This window comes from Stakelama sediminis (genome assembly GCF_014199335.1).
In the GTDB taxonomy this organism is placed as follows: domain Bacteria; phylum Pseudomonadota; class Alphaproteobacteria; order Sphingomonadales; family Sphingomonadaceae; genus Sphingomonas; species Sphingomonas sediminis.
Map to the genome: position 1 here is coordinate 36,369 of NZ_JACIJI010000010.1, position 19,011 is coordinate 55,379.

At 58.1% G+C, this 19,011-nt stretch carries 14 protein-coding genes; 3 read left to right on the plus strand and 11 right to left on the minus strand.

What is annotated here, in order from left to right; all coding sequences use genetic code 11:
* Window positions 1–7: 7 nt before the first annotated feature.
* The 11 genes from FHR23_RS15635 to FHR23_RS15685 all read right to left on the minus strand — a co-directional run bounded on the left by FHR23_RS15635 (window position 8) and on the right by FHR23_RS15685 (window position 11,001).
* Window positions 8–2,071: an RHS repeat domain-containing protein gene (locus FHR23_RS15635; RefSeq protein WP_221227581.1), complete on the minus strand. Its 2,064-nt coding sequence runs from the start codon at window positions 2,069–2,071 to the stop codon at window positions 8–10.
* An 86-nt stretch (window positions 2,072–2,157) separates the two neighbouring features.
* Window positions 2,158–2,790 carry an Ig-like domain-containing protein gene (locus FHR23_RS15640; protein ID WP_184005871.1) on the minus strand — a complete coding sequence of 211 codons (633 nt, stop codon included), beginning with the start codon at window positions 2,788–2,790 and terminating at the stop codon, window positions 2,158–2,160.
* A 109-nt stretch (window positions 2,791–2,899) separates the two neighbouring features.
* Window positions 2,900–3,274: a TrbC/VirB2 family protein gene (locus tag FHR23_RS15645; RefSeq protein WP_184005873.1), complete on the minus strand. Its 375-nt coding sequence runs from the start codon at window positions 3,272–3,274 to the stop codon at window positions 2,900–2,902.
* Window positions 3,271–4,260 (minus strand): P-type DNA transfer ATPase VirB11, encoded by a 990-nt coding sequence (virB11, locus tag FHR23_RS15650; protein ID WP_343043200.1) that lies wholly within the window; start codon window positions 4,258–4,260, stop codon window positions 3,271–3,273. Before virB11 ends, FHR23_RS15645 begins: the two co-directional genes overlap by 4 nt.
* A complete protein-coding gene (locus FHR23_RS15655) occupies window positions 4,257–5,369 on the minus strand; it encodes a TrbI/VirB10 family protein (protein ID WP_184005875.1) in 1,113 nt (370 codons plus the stop codon). Before FHR23_RS15655 ends, virB11 begins: the two co-directional genes overlap by 4 nt.
* Complete coding sequence (locus tag FHR23_RS15660; protein WP_184005877.1) at window positions 5,369–6,082, minus strand: TrbG/VirB9 family P-type conjugative transfer protein; 714 nt, start codon at window positions 6,080–6,082, stop codon at window positions 5,369–5,371. Before FHR23_RS15660 ends, FHR23_RS15655 begins: the two co-directional genes overlap by 1 nt.
* Window positions 6,079–6,828 carry a VirB8 family type IV secretion system protein gene (locus FHR23_RS15665; RefSeq protein ID WP_184005879.1) on the minus strand — a complete coding sequence of 250 codons (750 nt, stop codon included), beginning with the start codon at window positions 6,826–6,828 and terminating at the stop codon, window positions 6,079–6,081. Before FHR23_RS15665 ends, FHR23_RS15660 begins: the two co-directional genes overlap by 4 nt.
* A complete protein-coding gene (locus FHR23_RS15670; protein ID WP_184005881.1) occupies window positions 6,825–8,036 on the minus strand; it encodes a TrbL/VirB6 family protein in 1,212 nt (403 codons plus the stop codon). Before FHR23_RS15670 ends, FHR23_RS15665 begins: the two co-directional genes overlap by 4 nt.
* Window positions 8,033–10,405, minus strand: coding sequence for a VirB4 family type IV secretion/conjugal transfer ATPase (locus FHR23_RS15675; RefSeq protein ID WP_184005883.1), 2,373 nt, complete (start codon window positions 10,403–10,405; stop codon window positions 8,033–8,035). Before FHR23_RS15675 ends, FHR23_RS15670 begins: the two co-directional genes overlap by 4 nt.
* Complete coding sequence (locus FHR23_RS15680) at window positions 10,384–10,668, minus strand: VirB3 family type IV secretion system protein (protein WP_184005885.1); 285 nt, start codon at window positions 10,666–10,668, stop codon at window positions 10,384–10,386. Before FHR23_RS15680 ends, FHR23_RS15675 begins: the two co-directional genes overlap by 22 nt.
* A 3-nt stretch (window positions 10,669–10,671) precedes the next feature.
* Window positions 10,672–11,001, minus strand: a complete 330-nt coding sequence (locus FHR23_RS15685) for a TrbC/VirB2 family protein (protein WP_184005887.1) — start codon at window positions 10,999–11,001, stop codon at window positions 10,672–10,674.
* A 405-nt stretch (window positions 11,002–11,406) separates the two neighbouring features.
* Between FHR23_RS15685 and FHR23_RS15690 the strand changes: the two genes are divergently transcribed.
* From FHR23_RS15690 to FHR23_RS15700, 3 genes are all read left to right on the plus strand, one after another.
* The gene (locus FHR23_RS15690; protein WP_184005889.1) at window positions 11,407–12,039 is read left to right on the plus strand and encodes an RHS repeat domain-containing protein; all 633 of its coding nucleotides are present in this window, start codon (window positions 11,407–11,409) and stop codon (window positions 12,037–12,039) included.
* Window positions 12,040–12,799: 760 nt separating this feature from the next.
* The gene (locus tag FHR23_RS15695) at window positions 12,800–16,222 is read left to right on the plus strand and encodes an RHS repeat domain-containing protein (RefSeq protein WP_184005891.1); all 3,423 of its coding nucleotides are present in this window, start codon (window positions 12,800–12,802) and stop codon (window positions 16,220–16,222) included.
* Window positions 16,223–16,606: 384 nt separating this feature from the next.
* Window positions 16,607–18,796 carry an RHS repeat-associated core domain-containing protein gene (locus tag FHR23_RS15700; protein WP_184005894.1) on the plus strand — a complete coding sequence of 730 codons (2,190 nt, stop codon included), beginning with the start codon at window positions 16,607–16,609 and terminating at the stop codon, window positions 18,794–18,796.
* Window positions 18,797–19,011 lie beyond the last annotated feature (215 nt).

Below are 19,011 nucleotides of genomic sequence, written 5' to 3' on the forward strand. Positions count from 1 at the left end.
CGCCCCCTCACGAACATGTCGCCAGCCCCGCACGCGGACTGGTCTCGCTGATCCGGTTGCCCAATTCATCATATACGTAACAGGTCCGTAGCGTCTGCCCGTTGGCGGTTGTCGCCGTACCCGTCAGCAGCAGATTGCTTCCATGCGATGCATTGCCCTGTTGATATTGGTAGCTCTTTACGACTTTATCAGCTGTTCCCGCCGCGCAGTTGCCGTTGGCGTCAGCAGAACTCGTCCTGCAATATTCTTCCGAAGCCAAAAGCCATACCGGAGAATCCGTGCGAGCATAGCCGTTACCGCTCTTGAACCAGCCATATAGCTGTTGGTAGTGATATCGCATTTGCGGTCGCACGCCATTGACAGCAGGCTCCGTAACCTTGGTTACCAGTCCCGTCGCGCCATCATATTCGTAGTTTGTTACGTGGCCAGCCGCATCCGTAACGGCGTTTGGGCGATTGCATGTTTTGATATTGCTACAGGATGACGGGAATGTTGCCGTCGTAACCAGATCCGAAAGACCAGACCCCGGCTTTGCCTTCATCCTCATGCTCGTCACATTTCCGCGACCATCATATGTGTATTGGACAATGCTGCCATCAGGGTTCGTGATCTGCTCCAAAAGATCATCACGTTTCAAATACGACGCATTGGCGTTTGCACCGCCCCACACGAACTCACTCCGCCTCCCCAAGGGATCGGTTACGCTGGAAACATGACCTGCGTTTTTAATAAAATAAGTTCTGTTGACCGGCTCATTACCCGCACGCGATATTTCAAACGCATATATGGAGGATTGCCTAGTTAAAGAGACAGACTGCACGTCACGGCAGGGGTCTCCAGCAACTTTGGGGTCCGAATATGAAAAAGTCTCTGAGGTCCCGTCAGCAAGGACCTGCTTGATTACACGATCACGGCTGCCGTTCCAGGTAGCATCATCATATGCGTTAGCCCCGTCCCATCCCCTGTATCCATCACAGGCGTCATACGTATTGGCAATTGTGCATCCTAAGTTACCGGGAGTGGTCACACACGTGAGATGATCCCTACCAATTGGTGAAGTAATACTTCCCATATCATTGTAATTATATCCTCGTATGCCAGAGTATCTTGTATATCCGAATGTATATCTCCGTCCATCCGGCAAAGTAACAGAAGACAACTCACCTCCCTGATTATAGGTTATAGTTGCGATAACATTAGATTTTGAGCAATCAATTATTGTACTTTTATCAACGTAAACTAGATTGTAAGCGCATATTCTTTGGATTCCCTGAGATGCTGGTTCACGAAAAATCATAAATCCAGCAGAAGTATCGGAATGAGAAGCGTTTGTGACTTCAGGAAACGGAATATGCTCGTTTACATGAAAGCCGTTTCTTGTCGAAATTTGCGAATCTGACAAAAACTTCAAAACTCCGTTATTGATTAACGCCCCCAATTTAAGCACGTTTCCGCTGCGCTCCGTCAATGTAAAGGTACCCGGCGAATCAGATCCGGCATTCGCATTATACCCTCCCGGCTGATCAGAAACCCACGTCAACGTGCTGCCGTTAAAAGTCGAGGGTTCAAACTTCTCGAGATCGAGATTGGCATTTTTTATTTCGAACAGGCTTAAATTCCCCCCAATAGAAAGGAAGGCGCCATACTGCCAATTTTTATAAATAGGAGCGCAATTACACTCATCATACTGCGTGGTTTCGTCGTATTCTGCATAAGTGACTATGCCCGCATTTCCAGAATTAGTTGAAAAGCTCCATCCAGTTTTATTGTCCACTTGGGATGAACTATCATAATGGAGAGAAGCCGTAATCTTGCTTGGCCATTCCCCATAACCAATTTCAAACAAGGGAACATCGTAAACAAAAGATCCCATTAGATAGCTGACACCATGTGGACTTACCACGTCAGTTGACCGCGCATTGGTGACGTCAATTTCCTGCGCAAATGATGCGTGTGGCCAAATGATATTAACAGCAATAAATAACATGCATACGTTCTTTATTATTACCGCGGTATAAGAAAAAATCTTATCCATGAACATCATCCATCCCTTGTCGCCAGAAACGCTCATCCGAGAATCTCAAAACAGACTATAATATCGTTAAACCTATTGATTAAATGCGGCTCAATTTTCGCTGACACGCGAAATATTTCTATTCAGTTCAAATTGATTCCACCCGAGCAGGTTGCCGTGACGGTCAGGGTTCCTGTGGCGGTTTTGCCGAGACTATCGGCGACCGTGTAGGTGAACTTTGAAATGCTTTGGCTATTGCCAGCGACAACCTGCGCGGTTGAGCTATTGCTGACGCTCGCAGTGGAAATGCCGCTCGTTTTGACAATCGACTTCAACGTCAACGGCGTGTTCCCATCGGGGTCGCTGTCATTGGCGATGAGATTGATCTGCCCGACATTGCCACACGGCAGTGTAATGGAGTCATTCTGGGTGACCGGCGCCTGATTGGAGGTAGGCGTAGGTGTCGGGGCTGGAGTCGGCGTGGGGGAAGGTGACGGCGACGGACTTGGCACCGGTGTGGGACTTGGCGAAGGCGTAACGGCCGAACATGCCGGAGGTGTTCCCGAGCCCATATAATAGTTGGTCCGGTTGTCGGCATGGTCGAAGCAGCTACGCGTTTTCCATCCGCTCGATGGCCCGCCCGAGATGCTGCTCTGGGTCAGTCGTCCGAGCACATCATAGCTGTAGCTGGTGGTTTCCGAAGCCGAACTCACCCCAACGGATAACGCCAGCAGAGATACGCCGAAAAGGCGCACAAAACGTCGTTTCACTTTCATCAAGGCCCCCGTTGATACGTATTCCCCAATACGCATTACGTACTACCCACGATGGGGTAGCCCTTCCCGCCTGGCAAGGCATTTCTCACAACACATCCATTCCGGATGTTTATCTGTGGATCACCGAGGCTCCGGCATAGGGGTCATAGGCAGGCGGCGACGCGGACGGTATCGGCGCGGGCAGTTCAGAAGTAACGTGCGATGAGGGAATACTGGTACGTTGCACGCTGCCGATCGCGCCTCTGAACCCGGAAACGATCGTTGACGCACCGAACAGCACAAAACATCCCAGCACGACCGTGAGTCCCCGGCGGATATCGAGCCTGCCGCCGAGCATCAGCAATCCGACCATCGCCACACACAGGATCGCGACCGTGGTGGCAACGGTGCCCAGCACCGTTCCTTCCACCCACGCCATTGCCGCAAGAAGCGGCGACGGTCGCGACGGATCGCTTAGATAAGCTCCCGAAAGCAGGACGATCATTTGAGTACCACTTCTGCGACGAAGCGCCGTCCGCCGCTGCGCGCAAGTTGCACGAACACCCCGATGGTCGAGCGCACATAATGCGCCACATCGTCACGATTAAGCCTGGTACCGCTTTGCAGTGCCAGCAACACCAGTTGCTCGACTGCGCCGTCAGTGCTGTCAGCATGGATGGTCGTCATCGATCCGGGATGCCCGGTATTGACCGCACGTAAAAAGGCATAAGCCTCGCTGCCGCGCAACTCGCCAAGGATGATCCGGTCGGGTCGCATGCGCAGCGACGCAGAGACCAGATCGTCGGCAGAGACATCGGCTTCCCCCAGTGCGCTGCGCGCCGCCAGCAACCCGATCGCATTGTCATGGCGGATACGCAGTTCAGGCGTATCCTCAATGAAGATCAGTCGCTCTTCCGCAGGAATCTCGTGCAGCAAGGCATTAAGAAAGGTGGTCTTGCCGGTCGAGGTTCCGCCGGAAACCAGGATATTGCGCCGCGCCCGCACCGCAGCCGACAAAGTGCCTGCAATATCGCCCGAAGCAAGCCGCTCCGCCAGTTCGCGATCCACATCGGATCGCCCGGTTGCATCACCGGTGCGCGTTTCAGCGAAGGCGCCGCCTGCCACATAATCCGCAAGTGAGAGATCGGAAGCGACATGTTTGCGGATCGCGATCGCGAGATGTGCTCGTGTTGCCGGCGGTGCGATCACCTGTATGCGCGCGCCATCGGGCAGGACCGCCGATAACAGCGGATGTTCCCGATTGATGCCTTGGCTGGAAAGGGCTGCAACCTGTCGGGCAAGCCGCGCCAGGCTGAGCGACGTCAGTTCCGGCGCATCCTGTCGTTCGACAAGCCCGGTGACGGTCTCGACCCAGAGTTCGCCGGGACGATTGACATAGATGTCGGTGACATCCTCACGCTCCAGCACGCCGGCAAAAGGCTCCAGATAGGAGCGCAGATATACCCAGTCCCCGATCGCAGCGACGCTCACGGCATCTGCCCTGTCGGCCCGGCTCCGGCAAAGTCGAGATCGCGCGCGACGAACACGCTGACGCTGGTGCCGGGTTTGACCTTGAGTGTCGGGGTGATTTTATCCGGTTGCGTCACCGAACCCCGGATCCCCTGCAGCGATCCCGGCAAGGCAACCACCACCGGCGAGTCTGCCGAACGGGAGGCGAGATTGACGCCCAGATCGAGCACCGATTGAAGGATGGCGCCCGAGAAGCGTGCAAAAAAATGGCTATTCACATGCGCCTTGACGCCGCTTCTTCCCATCGTATCGGCGGCAGGCGATCCAAGCGCGATGGTGACGCCATCAGGGCGGATCAGCCGCGACCAGATGATGAGCGCGCGTTTCTGTCCCTGCGCCACGTCGCCGGAATATTGCCCGATCAGCCTGCTGCCGCGCGGGATCAGGATTTTCGATCCGTCGAACCCGCGAATATCGCGCTGGACGAGCGCACGGGCAAAGCCGGCATGACTTGAATCGAGCGCGGTTTCGAGAATGACGGGAATGAGCGTGCCTTGCGGCACGGTCGTCGCCGGATCGGAGAACATCGCAGCATGCGCACGATCCGTATTGCTGACAACCGCGTCCTTTGTGTCGTTCCCGGTCTTTTTCGACGACGGTGGCGGCGTGGGAGATGCCGCGCTCGATACCGGCGCGCCATTATCGACGACGAGCGCCGGAGCGGCGAGATTGCGCGGCGGCCCGGGCTGCGCTGGCGGCGTTGCCGGGGACGACGGGACATAGACAATTTGCGGCTGCGGCGCAGGGGCCGGAGGCGGCGCTGGTGTGGGCGTCGGCGTCGGTTGCGGCGTCGGCACGACCGCCGGTGACGGTGGCGGTGCAGGCGGCACATAGAGCGGCGGTGCTGTGGTGTCCTGAGCGGCAACGCCCGGTTGCGGCAGGCTCGCCGGCGCGGTCAGCGCACGCCGATGCGCGTCGAGGATCCAGAACAACAGCAGCGCCGCGACCAGCAAACCGATCGCGATGACGAGCCCGGAGGGAGCGCCACGCGCACGCTGGACGACCGGCCTGATATCGCGTTCGGCAACGATTGCAGGATCGGTGCGCGGATCCTCGGCAGTTCCGGTCATCACTGCGCCTCGCCCTGCACGAACCGGTCAGCATGGGCATCATGATGGTTGATCCGGAAGATCAGCCGGTCATGCACATTGTCGAGTACATACAAGCCGTCTCGCATATGGCCGTTGGCGAGCGTTTCGGCACCCTTGTCGTCGCGAAAATAGGTCGCGGGCAAAGCAACTTTTTCAGGCCAGCGAATGTAGACATGCGTCCCGTCATCGCTGATCGCGGACGGATAAAGCGCGTGATCGCCATGCAGCTTGTAGCGACCAACCACGGCGTTGAGCGAGGTTGAGGCATCCGTGTCTGCATCCTTCGCCTGTGCCGCGGGATACAGAAACTGCACCATATAGGGCATGGATGCCGACGCAGACGACAGCGACACCAGATCGAAAGCATAGACCCTGGTGCTGGTGACCACGGTCATATTGGTGCGCACACCGCCCCTGAGCGGCTTGAGAAAAAGGTGGTTGCCGGCACGGCCGGAACTCACCTGCCAGGCCGAACTGTCTCCTACCGCAACGCTCTCGATATGATCGTCTGCGGCCAGAGCGACGGTCAGCTGATAGCCGGGTGCGGATTCAAGCTGAACAACCTGATCGGCCTGATAGCGTACCGTCTGGATATGCGGATCGCCATTACCGGGCCCCGGCATCACCTGGGCTGTCAGCGGAGAGATGGCCACCACCCCGGCAGCAAGCGCAAAACCCAGCCACTGTCTCATTGTGGCGCCGCCGCATTGGTATCGGCAGGCCCAGCTTCAGGCGCAGCGCCTTGCGGATCCGGTCTGGGCAGCGTTTCGGCGCTGCGGTTGTAGCGGGTGACCTCAAACCCGAGCGGGTTGAAATAGCGATCCTCGACGCTGAGCGGCTTGTTCGAGAAGGTATAGCGGATCACCGCCACCCAGGTGCGCGGCGCGCCGATATGACCGCCTGCGTCGTGCCGCCGGGTCTGGAAGCGCACCATCGCGACATTGTTGCCCATCGGCGTCACGCTGGTCACCTGCACACCGACCACACTCGAGCGCGGATAACGCGCCAGCGGGCTCGCCGGGTTGGAGGCCTGCATCGACGCGATATAGCGCTGCCGAGCACGGCCTGCGGACCATAAGGCAACCTTGCGATAGTCGGATTGCAAGGCGTCGGCATTATACCCTTCGCGTGCAATCACATATTGGACGAGAAAGGATTGGGTAAGCGCCGAGCGGCTCGATACCAGTTGCGGATCGAGCGGCCTCAGTTCCTGCACATAGCCCGTCTGGCGATCGACCATCAGCGTATAGGGCACCGCAGTCTTCAGCGGCATCAGAAACACCAGCGCCAGTGCCTCGAACAAGGCAATCGCAGCAGCCGCTCCGGCAACGATCCAGGCGATCCGGCGTGAGGAGCGCAACGCATCCTGACGATCCTTCGCCCAGCTGTCGGCTTCGGCATAATAGGCGTCGAGCGCCTGTTTCGATTCATTCTTCATGCAAGACGATCCCGCGCGGTGGCACGCGCCGAAACGCGCGATCCCACCCGACGTGCAAAATGGTGCCCAAGCGGCGTCGACGCAGCCATTGGCCGATCATGATCGCGCATTCGCCCGGCATCGGCAGGCAGACGCGGTGGCGCGGTGGCGCCGCTGTTCGGCGGTGCAGCGTCGCGCCGTGCATTTGCCGATACCGCCTCGGCGATGACCGCAGCGCGCGACCGGTTTTCAATCGGCACGGCAGGACGGTTGTGCGGAACAACCGCCCCGCTCCCCCGGCCCTCCCGATCCGATCCGCCAAATGCCTGCGGCCAGGAAACCGGCAATTTCCAGCTGAACGCAATGCGCGCCATGACCAGCAGCATCGCCGCCAGCACGACCGCGAACACCGCTGTCGTTGCGAGAAGCTGGGCCGGAGCCCCGCCGATTGCGAGATTTGCCGCGCGCTGCGCCAGAAGCTGCGACAACCAGGGTTCGATCAGCGCCAGCTCGATACCAAGCACGATCGCGGTTGCAAGTGCCCCCAATGCGGCCGCGATCAGCCCCCGCAGCCAGCCTTCGAACAAGCCGCGCGTGCCTTCGAACAGCAAAAAGGCCAGGAACAACGGTCCCAGCGCCAGCAACAGCCCCGCCGCAATCCGAACGAGAGCAAAGGCGCCGATTGCGCTTGCCAGGAACAATACCCGTGATCCGCCGATCGCAAACGCGTCAAAGCCCGCAAATATCGGCGGTGCCACCTGACGCGGATCGCGCACATCGCCGATCGGCCCCACCCCATAGACCGCAAGTGCCGCAAAGGCGCCATCGACTGAATCCAGATGCGCCACCAGCCCGCCATTACTACCCGGCAGCCCCGCAGGCGCACCGATTTCTGAAACCAGACTGGCAGGCTCGCGTAGCGTGACGTCGTAAAGCACGCGCTGATAGGCAGGCCAGCTTGTGGCAAAGGCCAGCACGATGCCGATCTTCACGAATGCCAGAACGCCTTCGCGGACGGTCGGCATCTGTGCGAACAGCATGCGATAGCCGATAAAGGCGATGAACAGCGTCAACAGGCCGGTCAAAAGGATCGATACGCTCGATCCCGGTGCCGCCAGCGCCTGATAGCCTTGTGCACCCAGCGTTTGCGCCTGACAATCGAGATAGCCGATCACGCCGGGTGCGAACCGGTCGACATCGACAGGCGCATTGCAAAGCATCTGCATCATGCCCGCTCCAGCAAGGGCTCGAGCCAGTGTTCGGGGTCGTCGCCATGTTCCGCGCGTAGCGCATCGAGCATCCGCACCGTATGTTCGCGCCCCGACAGAATCGTCAGCAGATCGCGTTCGCCGGTCAGATTGAGCCGGGCCACGACGCTTTCGGCACCATGTTTGACCAGGAAACAATGCGCGCTGTCGGGCAGCGTGCGCACCAGCTCGAACTCATGCGCGGTCAGCCCGAAGCCATCCATATAGTCGGCAGCGCGCGCTTTTGGGTTGGCCATAAAGATCTGGGTGGCGGCCTGTTCGATGATCGCGCTGGCAATCCGACTTTCGAGCGCATCCTGCGCGCTTTGGGTAGCAAAACCGACAATGCCGTTGCGCTTGCGGATGGTCTTTTCCCAGTCCTTGATCCGGCGAACAAAGACTGCGTCATCGAGCGCTTTCCAGCCTTCATCGACGACAATGATCGAGGGCGATCCGTCGAGCCGCTCTTCGACGCGATGGAACAGATACATCATCGCCGGCGTGCGCAGCGCTGCATCGTCGAGGATCTGGGTCATGTCGAACCCGACCGCACGCGCGGCAAGATCGGTACGGTCGGTGGGATTGTCGAACAGCCAGGCCCGCTCGCCGTCACCCCACCAGGGCCGCAGCCGTGCCCACAGATCATCGGCGCGGGGACGACGCTCTCCCCGGAACAGTTCGACCAGATGGCGCAAGCGGCGATATTCGGGCGGCTGCTGGAAATTGGCATCGACCGCATCGCGCATTGCAGCGAGTTCCTCGACATCCTTGCTGTCCGCCAGCAGCGCCAGCCAGTCGATGAGAAACTGGCGATTGGCAGGCGTATCGACAAGCTGCAACGGATTGAGGCCCGATGGTTCGCCGGGACGCAGCACATCATAGCTGCCGCCGATTGCGCGAATGAAGAGTTCGGCGCCGCGATCCTTGTCGAAAAAGATAATGCGCGGATCGAATTTGCGTGCCTGGGCGAGCAGGAAGTTCAGCACCACCGTCTTGCCCGAGCCCGATGGCCCGATCACCGTGAAGTTGCCTAGATCGCCCTGATGGAAATTGAAGAAATACGGGCCCGCCGCCGTTGTTTCGAGCAGCGTTACCGCCTCACCCCAGTGATTGTCGGCGGCTTTGCCGATCGGGAAATTATGGCCGCTCGCCAGCCCTGCGAAATTGGCGGTCGAAACCATGCCGCGCCGGGCGATATATTTGAAGTTACCGGGAAACTGCGCCCAGAAGGCCGGCTCCAACGCAATTTCCTCGCGCACCGAAATCACGCCCAGATCCGCCAGCGTCGCCTGCACCTCCGCGGCGCCTGCATCCACCTCCTCCGGCGTATCGCCGCGCACACCGATGGTCATGTGATGCTCGCCGAACCCTGCCCGGCCCGCCGCAACGTCGTCCTTGGCCTGCACCAGATCGGCGCGCAGGCTTACCGCCTCGTCTTCGGCCGAGCGCATCCGGCGCAGGGCCAGATTCATTCGCCCCAGTGCCGCCTGACGTTCGACAAAGCCGAAGGATTGCGACAGCACCAGTTCGAAGGGCAGCCTGAGCAGCTCATCGAACATGCCGGGACTGGTCTGGCCGGGATAATCCTTGATCGATACCAGCGCCAGAAATCCGCGCGGCGTCGGTCCCGCCGGACCAAGCTCGACCGTTTCCTGGCCGAAGCTGATCCGCCTGTAGGGGAGATAAGCACCGATATCCTGGGTCGGCAACAGGACAGGACGCATCTCGCCGTTCAGGAGATTGGAGAGAAATTCGAGCGGTTCGGAACATACCCCGTGCGGACTGTCATAGACCGACAGCAAGCGCGGCGCATAACTGCCGAGTGCGGCGAGCAGGCCATCGCGTGCGACATCGAGTTGCCGGACCTCATGGCCAAGCATCGCATCCGGCGTGTCACCGCTCTTGCCGAACCAGTCGCGTACCCGGTCGAGCATGCCGAGCCTGCCCTGCAGCGGCCGGCGCACCAGCGTCAGATAGAGATCGTTGATATAGAGCTTGCGGCTCGCAAGCCGTGCCTGCCAGGCGCGATCGAGCCGCTGCGAGAAGCGATCGGGAAAATCGCCGGATACATCCGCATCGATCCGCCTGCGGATGATGTGATGGTAGAGTGCGAAACGCGAGGTGCCGATCGCCTGCAGCATCGCATCGCGCAGGCGTTTGCGATAATTAAGCTCGTCGGTATCGGCGGTTTCGAACAACAGGCCGCGCAGATGGATCATCTGCATCAGCAAGCCGTCACGCGTTGCGATCGTATGGCCGTCTACATGTCGGGCAAAGGGAAGATGCGTGCCGACCGGACGTTCGCGTGCGACGGTCTTTCGATCGGTGCTTACGGGCGGTAGGAGTTGCATTGCCAGATCGCATAGTTTTTCACGCGCGGACAACGCCCTACCCGGGTCAGCCACAGATCGAAGAAACGCGGTTCGCGCACGCACAGCACCATGCCCGCCAGGTGGATGATACCTGCGATCGCCAGCACCCAGATGCTGCGGAAAATCAGGAACAGTTCGGTAGCAACCACGGCGTTGGCAACGAAATAGCTATAGGTCACACCTGCGAACATTTGCGGGCGTGTCAGCGCCACGAACAGAGAATCGCGCTCGACCACACTCACCGCTCAGCCGCCGAGCTGAGCGGTGGACTGGATCCCGGCGACGATGCTGGCGGCACCGAACAGAATGAAGCAGCCGAGAATGACGGTGGCGCCATAGCGCCAGTTGATGCGCCCGGTCAGCATCATAAACCCGACCGCCGCCACCGCGATCACCGCAACGACCGTCGCAATCGTGCCGAGCAAAGTGCCCTGCAGCCAGTGGACGGCAGCTACAATGGGTCCCGAACCCGCCGGATCGCCGAACTGGTCCTGGGCATGGGCTGCCGCGGAATAGAGAAAAGCGGCAGCCACCGATGCGTAGCGGCTTGCCTGATTTACGCCTGAACGATGCACAATGCCCCCCGGCAGCGATAATGACTCACCCCAAATAGGTACGCCACATTTTTGGCGTCCGTAAAGGGCTTTGCCGCAGTCCTGCCTCGAACGAACTGGTGACGACGATCAGCAGACATAAGCCAACATCATGAAATAGCGCCATATTTTAATTGCAATCGCAGGCCTGGAACAGGCTTGTCTTAAATTCAGTTCCAGAATGGATACAAAATCCCTGAGAGAGCATGACTTTAAATCAGCGCTAAAAAGTGATTTCAATTCAAGATGTTATAGCACAACGCACTCCCAATCTCCTTCAAGACCAATGCGTGGAAACCCGTAATTCGGCTTGACAGGATGCTATACCATCACGCAGCTTCTACCCATAAAGGGGTAGTCACAAGCCCCGAAAAACGGGGGCGCATCATGCGATTATCCACGCGTTTGCTGGCGGGCGTTGCAGTCGTCGGTATTGCCGGCATGTCGACGACATTGCCGGCCTCGGAAACCACCACCTACAGCTATGATGCGTTTGGAAGACTGGTGCAAAGCACCGTCTCGGGCGGACCGTCGAGCGGGTGGAAATCCCGCAGTTGTTTCGATCATGCCGACAACCGGACCAATTATTATATGGGATCGGGAACGCCTCCAGGCTGTCCAAGCGTCGCTCCGGCGCCCACGCCTTCCCCCAGTCCTTCGCCCTCTCCAACTCCGACGCCCTCCCCAACACCGACACCGACGAGCAGTCAGGGACCGGTTACGCAGGACGACTCGGTCAGTATTCCCTGCAACACCAGCAGCAATGTCAATCTGCTTTCCAATGACAGCGACCCTGCTGGCAATACACCGCTGGTGCTCCAGTCGATCACCCGCACCAGCGGCTCATCCACCGCGACGAAGATCAGCAGCACCTCGGTTCAGGTGAATGCGCTCGACAAGGGCTATTCTTATTTCACCTACACGGTGGCCGACAGCGCAGGAAAAACCGCGACCGGGCAATTGACCGTTCAATCCACCGGTACCGTTGCCAACTGCGTCGATGGCGGTTCGCTCAACTGAGCATTCACATCATCTGATATTTAATTTTGGGGGAACCATGAACAGGATGCTCAAGCGTCGACGTGCGCTGCTTGCCGCAAGTGCCACTGCGTTGTTAGCCAGCGGCGCACTTTCGAGTGCCCATGCTCAAAGCGAGGATGCGCCTCCGCCCCCTTCCCGCTATGTTCTAGATTCGAACAGTGTCAACCTGGCGACCGGCAATTGGCAAAAAACGCATTTGCTGGGATCCATCGGTGCCGGCCAGGGGAAAATGTCGCTCATTGCAATCGGTGGTTCTTTACAACGTCGTGGCGCCACCGTTTCCTACTCCGGCAGCACCTGGTCGGTCGTCGTTCCTTCCGACACGAAAAGCACTACAGAAAAGTTCACCAAATCAGGGTCGACGTTTACATCCACGCTGGGAGACGGAGCAAGTCTCGTACAGAACGGCAGCACGTACACACTTACGACATCAGACGGTTCCGTTTACACTTATGGGTACAACGCGAAAGCAACGGCGGACAGCTATTTCGTCGTCGCAAGGCTCAGCGAAATCCAATACGCCGACGGGCGGCACGATCTATTACATTACAATAGCGGTACCTATTGCAGCAATAATCTCGATAACTGCTATAATGGCACATACATCACCAAGGTGCGCCTGCAAAGCATCACAAACGATTACGGGTACCAGATTCGGTATAACTACGCGTCGAATAACATGACGGTTAACACGCAAGGGAACAAATGGGATACCCTTGATTCCGTCACCTTGCTGAACATGGCAAACGAAGCCTGCGATCCCACGGCGTTAAGTTGTAGCTATAGCCAAAGCTGGCCCACCATTTACGGCAGTTGGACAGGCGACGGGTATACCGACACGGCTGGCAGACATACATCCATAACCTATGTCACCGGGACGCCTACAAAGATTGACATCACCCGTCCGGACTCATCTTCTCCAGACACCGTCATCACTCTGGATTCCAATTATCGCGTAGCATCCATCGACAAGAACGGTCGTACCTGGAGCTATCAGTTCTCGCAGTCGGGCACGACAATGACGGTGACGATCACCAATCCCGACAACACGCATCGCACCGTGGTTTCCGACACCGATGTCGGCCTGCCGACCAAAGTCACCGACGAAAACGGCAACGTCACCTCCTACAGCTATGACAGCTATGGGCGCCTGACCAAAACCACCTTGCCGGCAGGAAACTACGTCACCTACACCTACGACGCGCGCGGCAATCGAACCTCGACGGTCAAGCATACCGCATCGGGCTCCACGCTCACCACATCGGCAAGCTACCCCTCCTCGTGCAGCAATACGGTGACCTGCAACCTTCCCACCAGCACCACCGACGCGAACGGTAATGTCACCAACTATGCCTGGAATTCGGCGAACGGCGAGCTTTCAAGCGTCACCAAGCCCGCCGATACCAGCGGCGTTCGCCCACAAACCCGCTACACCTATTCCTCGCTTTACGCCTATTACAAGAACGCGTCGGGATCGGTCGTCAAGTCGAGCACGCCGGTATCGCTGCTGACCGCCATCTCGCAATGCCGTTCGGGGTCAAGCTGTTCGGGCGGTGCCAACGAAGACAAGACGGTGATCAGCTACGGGCCGCAAAACGGCACGGCGAACAACTTGCTGCCTATATCCGTTACCAAAAAAGCGGGTGACGGATCGGTCAGCGCGACGACCAGCTATGGCTATGACGCTATCGGCAATGTCACCAGTATCGACGGCCCGCTTTCGGGTACTGCCGACACCACCGTGATGTTCTATGACGGCGACCGCGAAGTAACTGGCACGATCTCACCCGATCCCGACGGGTCGGGCAGCCTTCCCAACCGGGCAACACGCCTGACCTATAATGGCGACGGGCATGTGACCAAAGTAGAACTGGGAACGACCGCCGGGCAAAGCGCGACTGCCTTTTCCAACTTCAGCTCTGATCAGTCCCAGGATATCAGCTATGATGCCAGCGGCCGCAAGTCGCGCACCGTGCTGAAGGGCGGCAGCACCACCTATGGCGTTACGGACTATAGCTATGATGCGAACGGCCGCCCGGAATGCACCGCCGTTCGGATGAACAGTTCCGCCTGGGGCACGGTAACCGATGCTTGCACCGCGCAGTCGGCAGGCAGCGACGGACCCGACCGGATTACCAAGACGCAATACGACCCGGCCGGCCATGTGTTCAGCATCACGCGCGGGGTCGGCACCAGCGCACCGACATTTGAATATACCACCTATACGCCGAACGGAAAGACTGCCTCGCTGACCGACGGCAGCGGCAACAAGACGACCTACAGCTATGACGGGTTCGACCGTCTGGTGAAGACGCAATATCCGACCGGTTCGGTAGGATCGGGTTCGAGCTCGACGAGCGATTATGAGCAGCTCGGCTATGACAATAACGGCAATGTGACGAGCCGGCGGCTGCGCGACGGGCAGACGATTGATTACAGCTATGACCATCTCAACCGGGTGACGGCGAAGAACCTTCCGGGCAGCGAGCCGGATGTCAGCTACAGCTATGACCTGACCGGCAATATGCTGAGCGCGAGCCAGAGCGGGAACGCCTTGTCGTTCACCTATGACGCGCTGGGGCGCAATCTGACGCAGACTAGCCCGCTGGGTACGGTGCATAACAGCTATGATGCCGCCGGTCGCCGCACGAAGATGACCTGGCCCGACGGCTTCTATGTCGATTACGATTATCTGGTCACCGGGGAGGTGTCGAAGATCCGCGAGAACGGTGCGACCTCGGGCGTCGGCGTGCTGGCGAGCTACGGCTATGACAGTCTGGGACAGCAAGCCAGCATCACGCGCGGCAACGGGGTCACCACCAGCCTCAGCTATGACGCGGTCTCGCGGCTGTCGCAGCTGGTGCAGAACCTTGCCGGGTCGAGCTACGATCTGACGCGCAGTTTCACCTATAACCCGGCGGGTCAGATCAAGAGCCGGACGAGTTCGAACGATGCCTATGCCTGGACAGGCTATGCGAGCGTCAATCGTAACTATGCGCGCAATGCCCTCAATCAATATACCAGTTCGGGCAGCACGGCGCTGGGCTATGATGCACGCGGCAACCTGACCACCTCAGGCAGCGACAGCTACAGCTACAGTTCGGAGAATCTGCTCAAAACCGGTCCCGGCGGTGCTGCGCTGAGCTACGATCCGCTGCTGCGGCTCTACCAGACGTCGAGCAGCAGTACGAGCGCGACACGGTTCCTCTATGACGGGGTCAATCTGATCGGTGAATATAACAGTTCGGGCACGTTGCTGAGGCGCTATGTTCCCGGCCCCGGCATGGGCGCACCGGTGGTGTGGTATGAAGGCTCGGGCACCGGCGACCGGCGCTGGCTGCTCACCGACGAGCGCGGTTCGGTGATCGCGGTGACCAACGCCAGCGGATCGCCCGTCGCCAACGGCATCAACACCTATGACGAATACGGCATTCCGGGCTCGACCAATGTCGGGCGGTTCCAGTATACCGGCCAGACCTGGCTGCCGGAGCTTGGCATGTACGACTATAAGGCTCGCATCTATTCGCCCACGCTGGGACGGTTTATGCAGACCGATCCCATCGGCTACGGCGACGGCATGAACTGGTATAACTATGTCGGATCAGATCCCATCAACGGCGTCGATCCGCTCGGGCTGTCCGTGGCCGACTTGCTTGTTGTTTCAACACGCTTATTTGTGGAGCTGGATTATTCCGATCTCACTCGCCAATACCAGCATAATTTTGATCAAGGTGCTTATACAAGATTACCAGACCCCTCCACAGACATTGTTGTCGTCGCAAAGAGAGATTCAAAAAAGAAAAACAAATCGGTGTTTCATTGCCTCGCTGTCACTGCTAAAGAGAATGGCGTTTCAGATTTGCTCGATGTGTCAGCGGCTGTAGCCACAGTTGCACTGCCGGAGGCCTCTGCCGCTTCAAATTTGGCAGCGGGAATCCTCGGGACTGCCGCAGTGGGTAATGCGGCAGCCCATGGTGACTTTGCCCCGGGAAGTCTCGCAGTGGCTGGCTACTATGGAGACGTTGGGGGACGCCTCCTCAAAGAAGGGTCTACGGTTGGGAAATTTGCCAGATTTGCGAGCGTTGGTACCTTGCTAGTGTCCTCTGTTTACGACGGCATTATGACCGTTAGATCGTACAATGCCTGTAGACGTGGCGAGTAAGAGCATATGACACGCGCATCTGGTGAAGAGCGTACTTATTTTATAATCGGCGTCGCCCTGCTCCCCGTTTTCCTATTAGTATTAGCCATATCCAATCCTCAAAAGGGTGCATTTGCCTATATTTTGTCATATGCATTTGCTGGCGTGATATATTTTCGAAGAGGAAAGAAGCATTCGATAGCGAGTTGGGCTATTATATTTCTATCATTTGTTATTCAATGCTTCGCGATTTATAGAGTACATCTGAATAACCATATCCATGGAATGATAATTATTGCATTCATCGGCTGCTTCTTGGAACTGCTTGTCATGTATGGATTGCTTGAAATTATAGAAAAAAGATAAATAGACTGCTATGATGCCAGCGGCCGCAAGTCGCGCACCGTGCTGAAGGGCGGCAGCACCACCTATGGCGTTACGGACTATAGCTATGATGCGAACGGCCGCCCGGAATGCACCGCCGTTCGGATGAACAGTTCCGCCTGGGGCACGGTAACCGATGCTTGCACCGCGCAGTCGGCAGGCAGCGACGGACCCGACCGGATTACCAAGACGCAATACGACCCGGCCGGCCATGTGTTCAGCATCACGCGCGGGGTCGGCACCAGCGCACCGACATTTGAATATACCACCTATACGCCGAACGGAAAGACTGCCTCGCTGACCGACGGCAGCGGCAACAAGACGACCTACAGCTATGACGGGTTCGACCGTCTGGTGAAGACGCAATATCCGACCGGTTCGGTAGGATCGGGTTCGAGCTCGACGAGCGATTATGAGCAGCTCGGCTATGACAATAACGGCAATGTGACGAGCCGGCGGCTGCGCGACGGGCAGACGATTGATTACAGCTATGACCATCTCAACCGGGTGACGGCGAAGAACCTTCCGGGCAGCGAGCCGGATGTCAGCTACAGCTATGACCTGACCGGCAATATGCTGAGCGCGAGCCAGAGCGGGAACGCCTTGTCGTTCACCTATGACGCGCTGGGGCGCAATCTGACGCAGACTAGCCCGCTGGGTACGGTGCATAACAGCTATGATGCCGCCGGTCGCCGCACGAAGATGACCTGGCCCGACGGCTTCTATGTCGATTACGATTATCTGGTCACCGGGGAGGTGTCGAAGATCCGCGAGAACGGTGCGACCTCGGGCGTCGGCGTGCTGGCGAGCTACGGCTATGACAGTCTGGGACAGCAAGCCAGCATCACGCGCGGCAACGGGGTCACCACCAGCCTCAGCTATGACGCGGTCTCGCGGCTGTCGCAGCTGGTGCAGAACCTTGCCGGGTCGAGCTACGATCTGACGCGCAGTTTCACCTATAACCCGGCGGGTCAGATCAAGAGCCGGACGAGTTCGAACGATGCCTATGCCTGGACAGGCTATGCGAGCGTCAATCGTAACTATGCGCGCAATGCCCTCAATCAATATACCAGTTCGGGCAGCACGGCGCTGGGCTATGATGCACGCGGCAACCTGACCACCTCAGGCAGCGACAGCTACAGCTACAGTTCGGAGAATCTGCTCAAAACCGGTCCCGGCGGTGCTGCGCTGAGCTACGATCCGCTGCTGCGGCTCTACCAGACGTCGAGCAGCAGTACGAGCGCGACACGGTTCCTCTATGACGGGGTCAATCTGATCGGTGAATATAACAGTTCGGGCACGTTGCTGAGGCGCTATGTTCCCGGCCCCGGCATGGGCGCACCGGTGGTGTGGTATGAAGGCTCGGGCACCGGCGACCGGCGCTGGCTGCTCACCGACGAGCGCGGTTCGGTGATCGCGGTGACCAACGCCAGCGGATCGCCCGTCGCCAACGGCATCAACACCTATGACGAATACGGCATTCCGGGCTCGACCAATGTCGGGCGGTTCCAGTATACCGGCCAGACCTGGCTGCCGGAGCTTGGCATGTACGACTATAAGGCTCGCATCTATTCGCCCACGCTGGGACGGTTTATGCAGACCGATCCCATCGGCTACGGCGACGGCATGAACTGGTATAACTATGTCGGATCAGATCCCATCAACGGCGTCGATCCGCTCGGGCTTGAAGAAATCGAAGTAGACGCATGCCGCAATTTTGACGATGTACTCGTCAACGGAACCTGCATTTCACACACGGAATTTCAAGAATATACTCAAAACGGTGGCGGATCTGGAGGATGCGGTTCCGTTCCAATGTCGCCATGTGGTGGCAGTGGCGGCTCGGCCCCGAAAGAGGCGATCGATAAACCACAAAAGAAGCCAGATAAACCGACAATTTGTCCAACTACGAAGCCAACGAGCCTACCAATTCCAAAGGGCTATGTTTCAGCTGACCCTGGACAGAATAGATTCATTCGAAAGGCTGGAGCTCCACTCTCTACGGCCCCAATCAATAACCCAGCTTGGAATCCCCCTAAGATGAAAATTGACTGGTCGGGCACGTTTTGGGACTTGGCAACTATAGCATTTTCCAGTGTGACGGGCGGCCTATTTGGCGAGGGCACGACCGTCGTACAAGCCGCATCGGCTGCGGGTGGTGCTGGCGTAGCAACCGGCCAAGAACTCTCTCATACGCAGGGTTGTCAATGAGAAGCGCAATCGTGAAATCCATAGCAATGGCAGTAATCTCTATGACGGCGACAGCGTCTCTTGCATTCGCCCCCACTGATAAGGTCAAACAAATCGTCGCGGTGTCAGCCTTTTGTTGGGTATTGACGTTGTTAGTAGGATTGAGGGTTTATTTAAGAAGATCACCCCCGCCCAAACGAGGAAATAAAGGATAGTTGCCGCAAAAGACGCAGCAG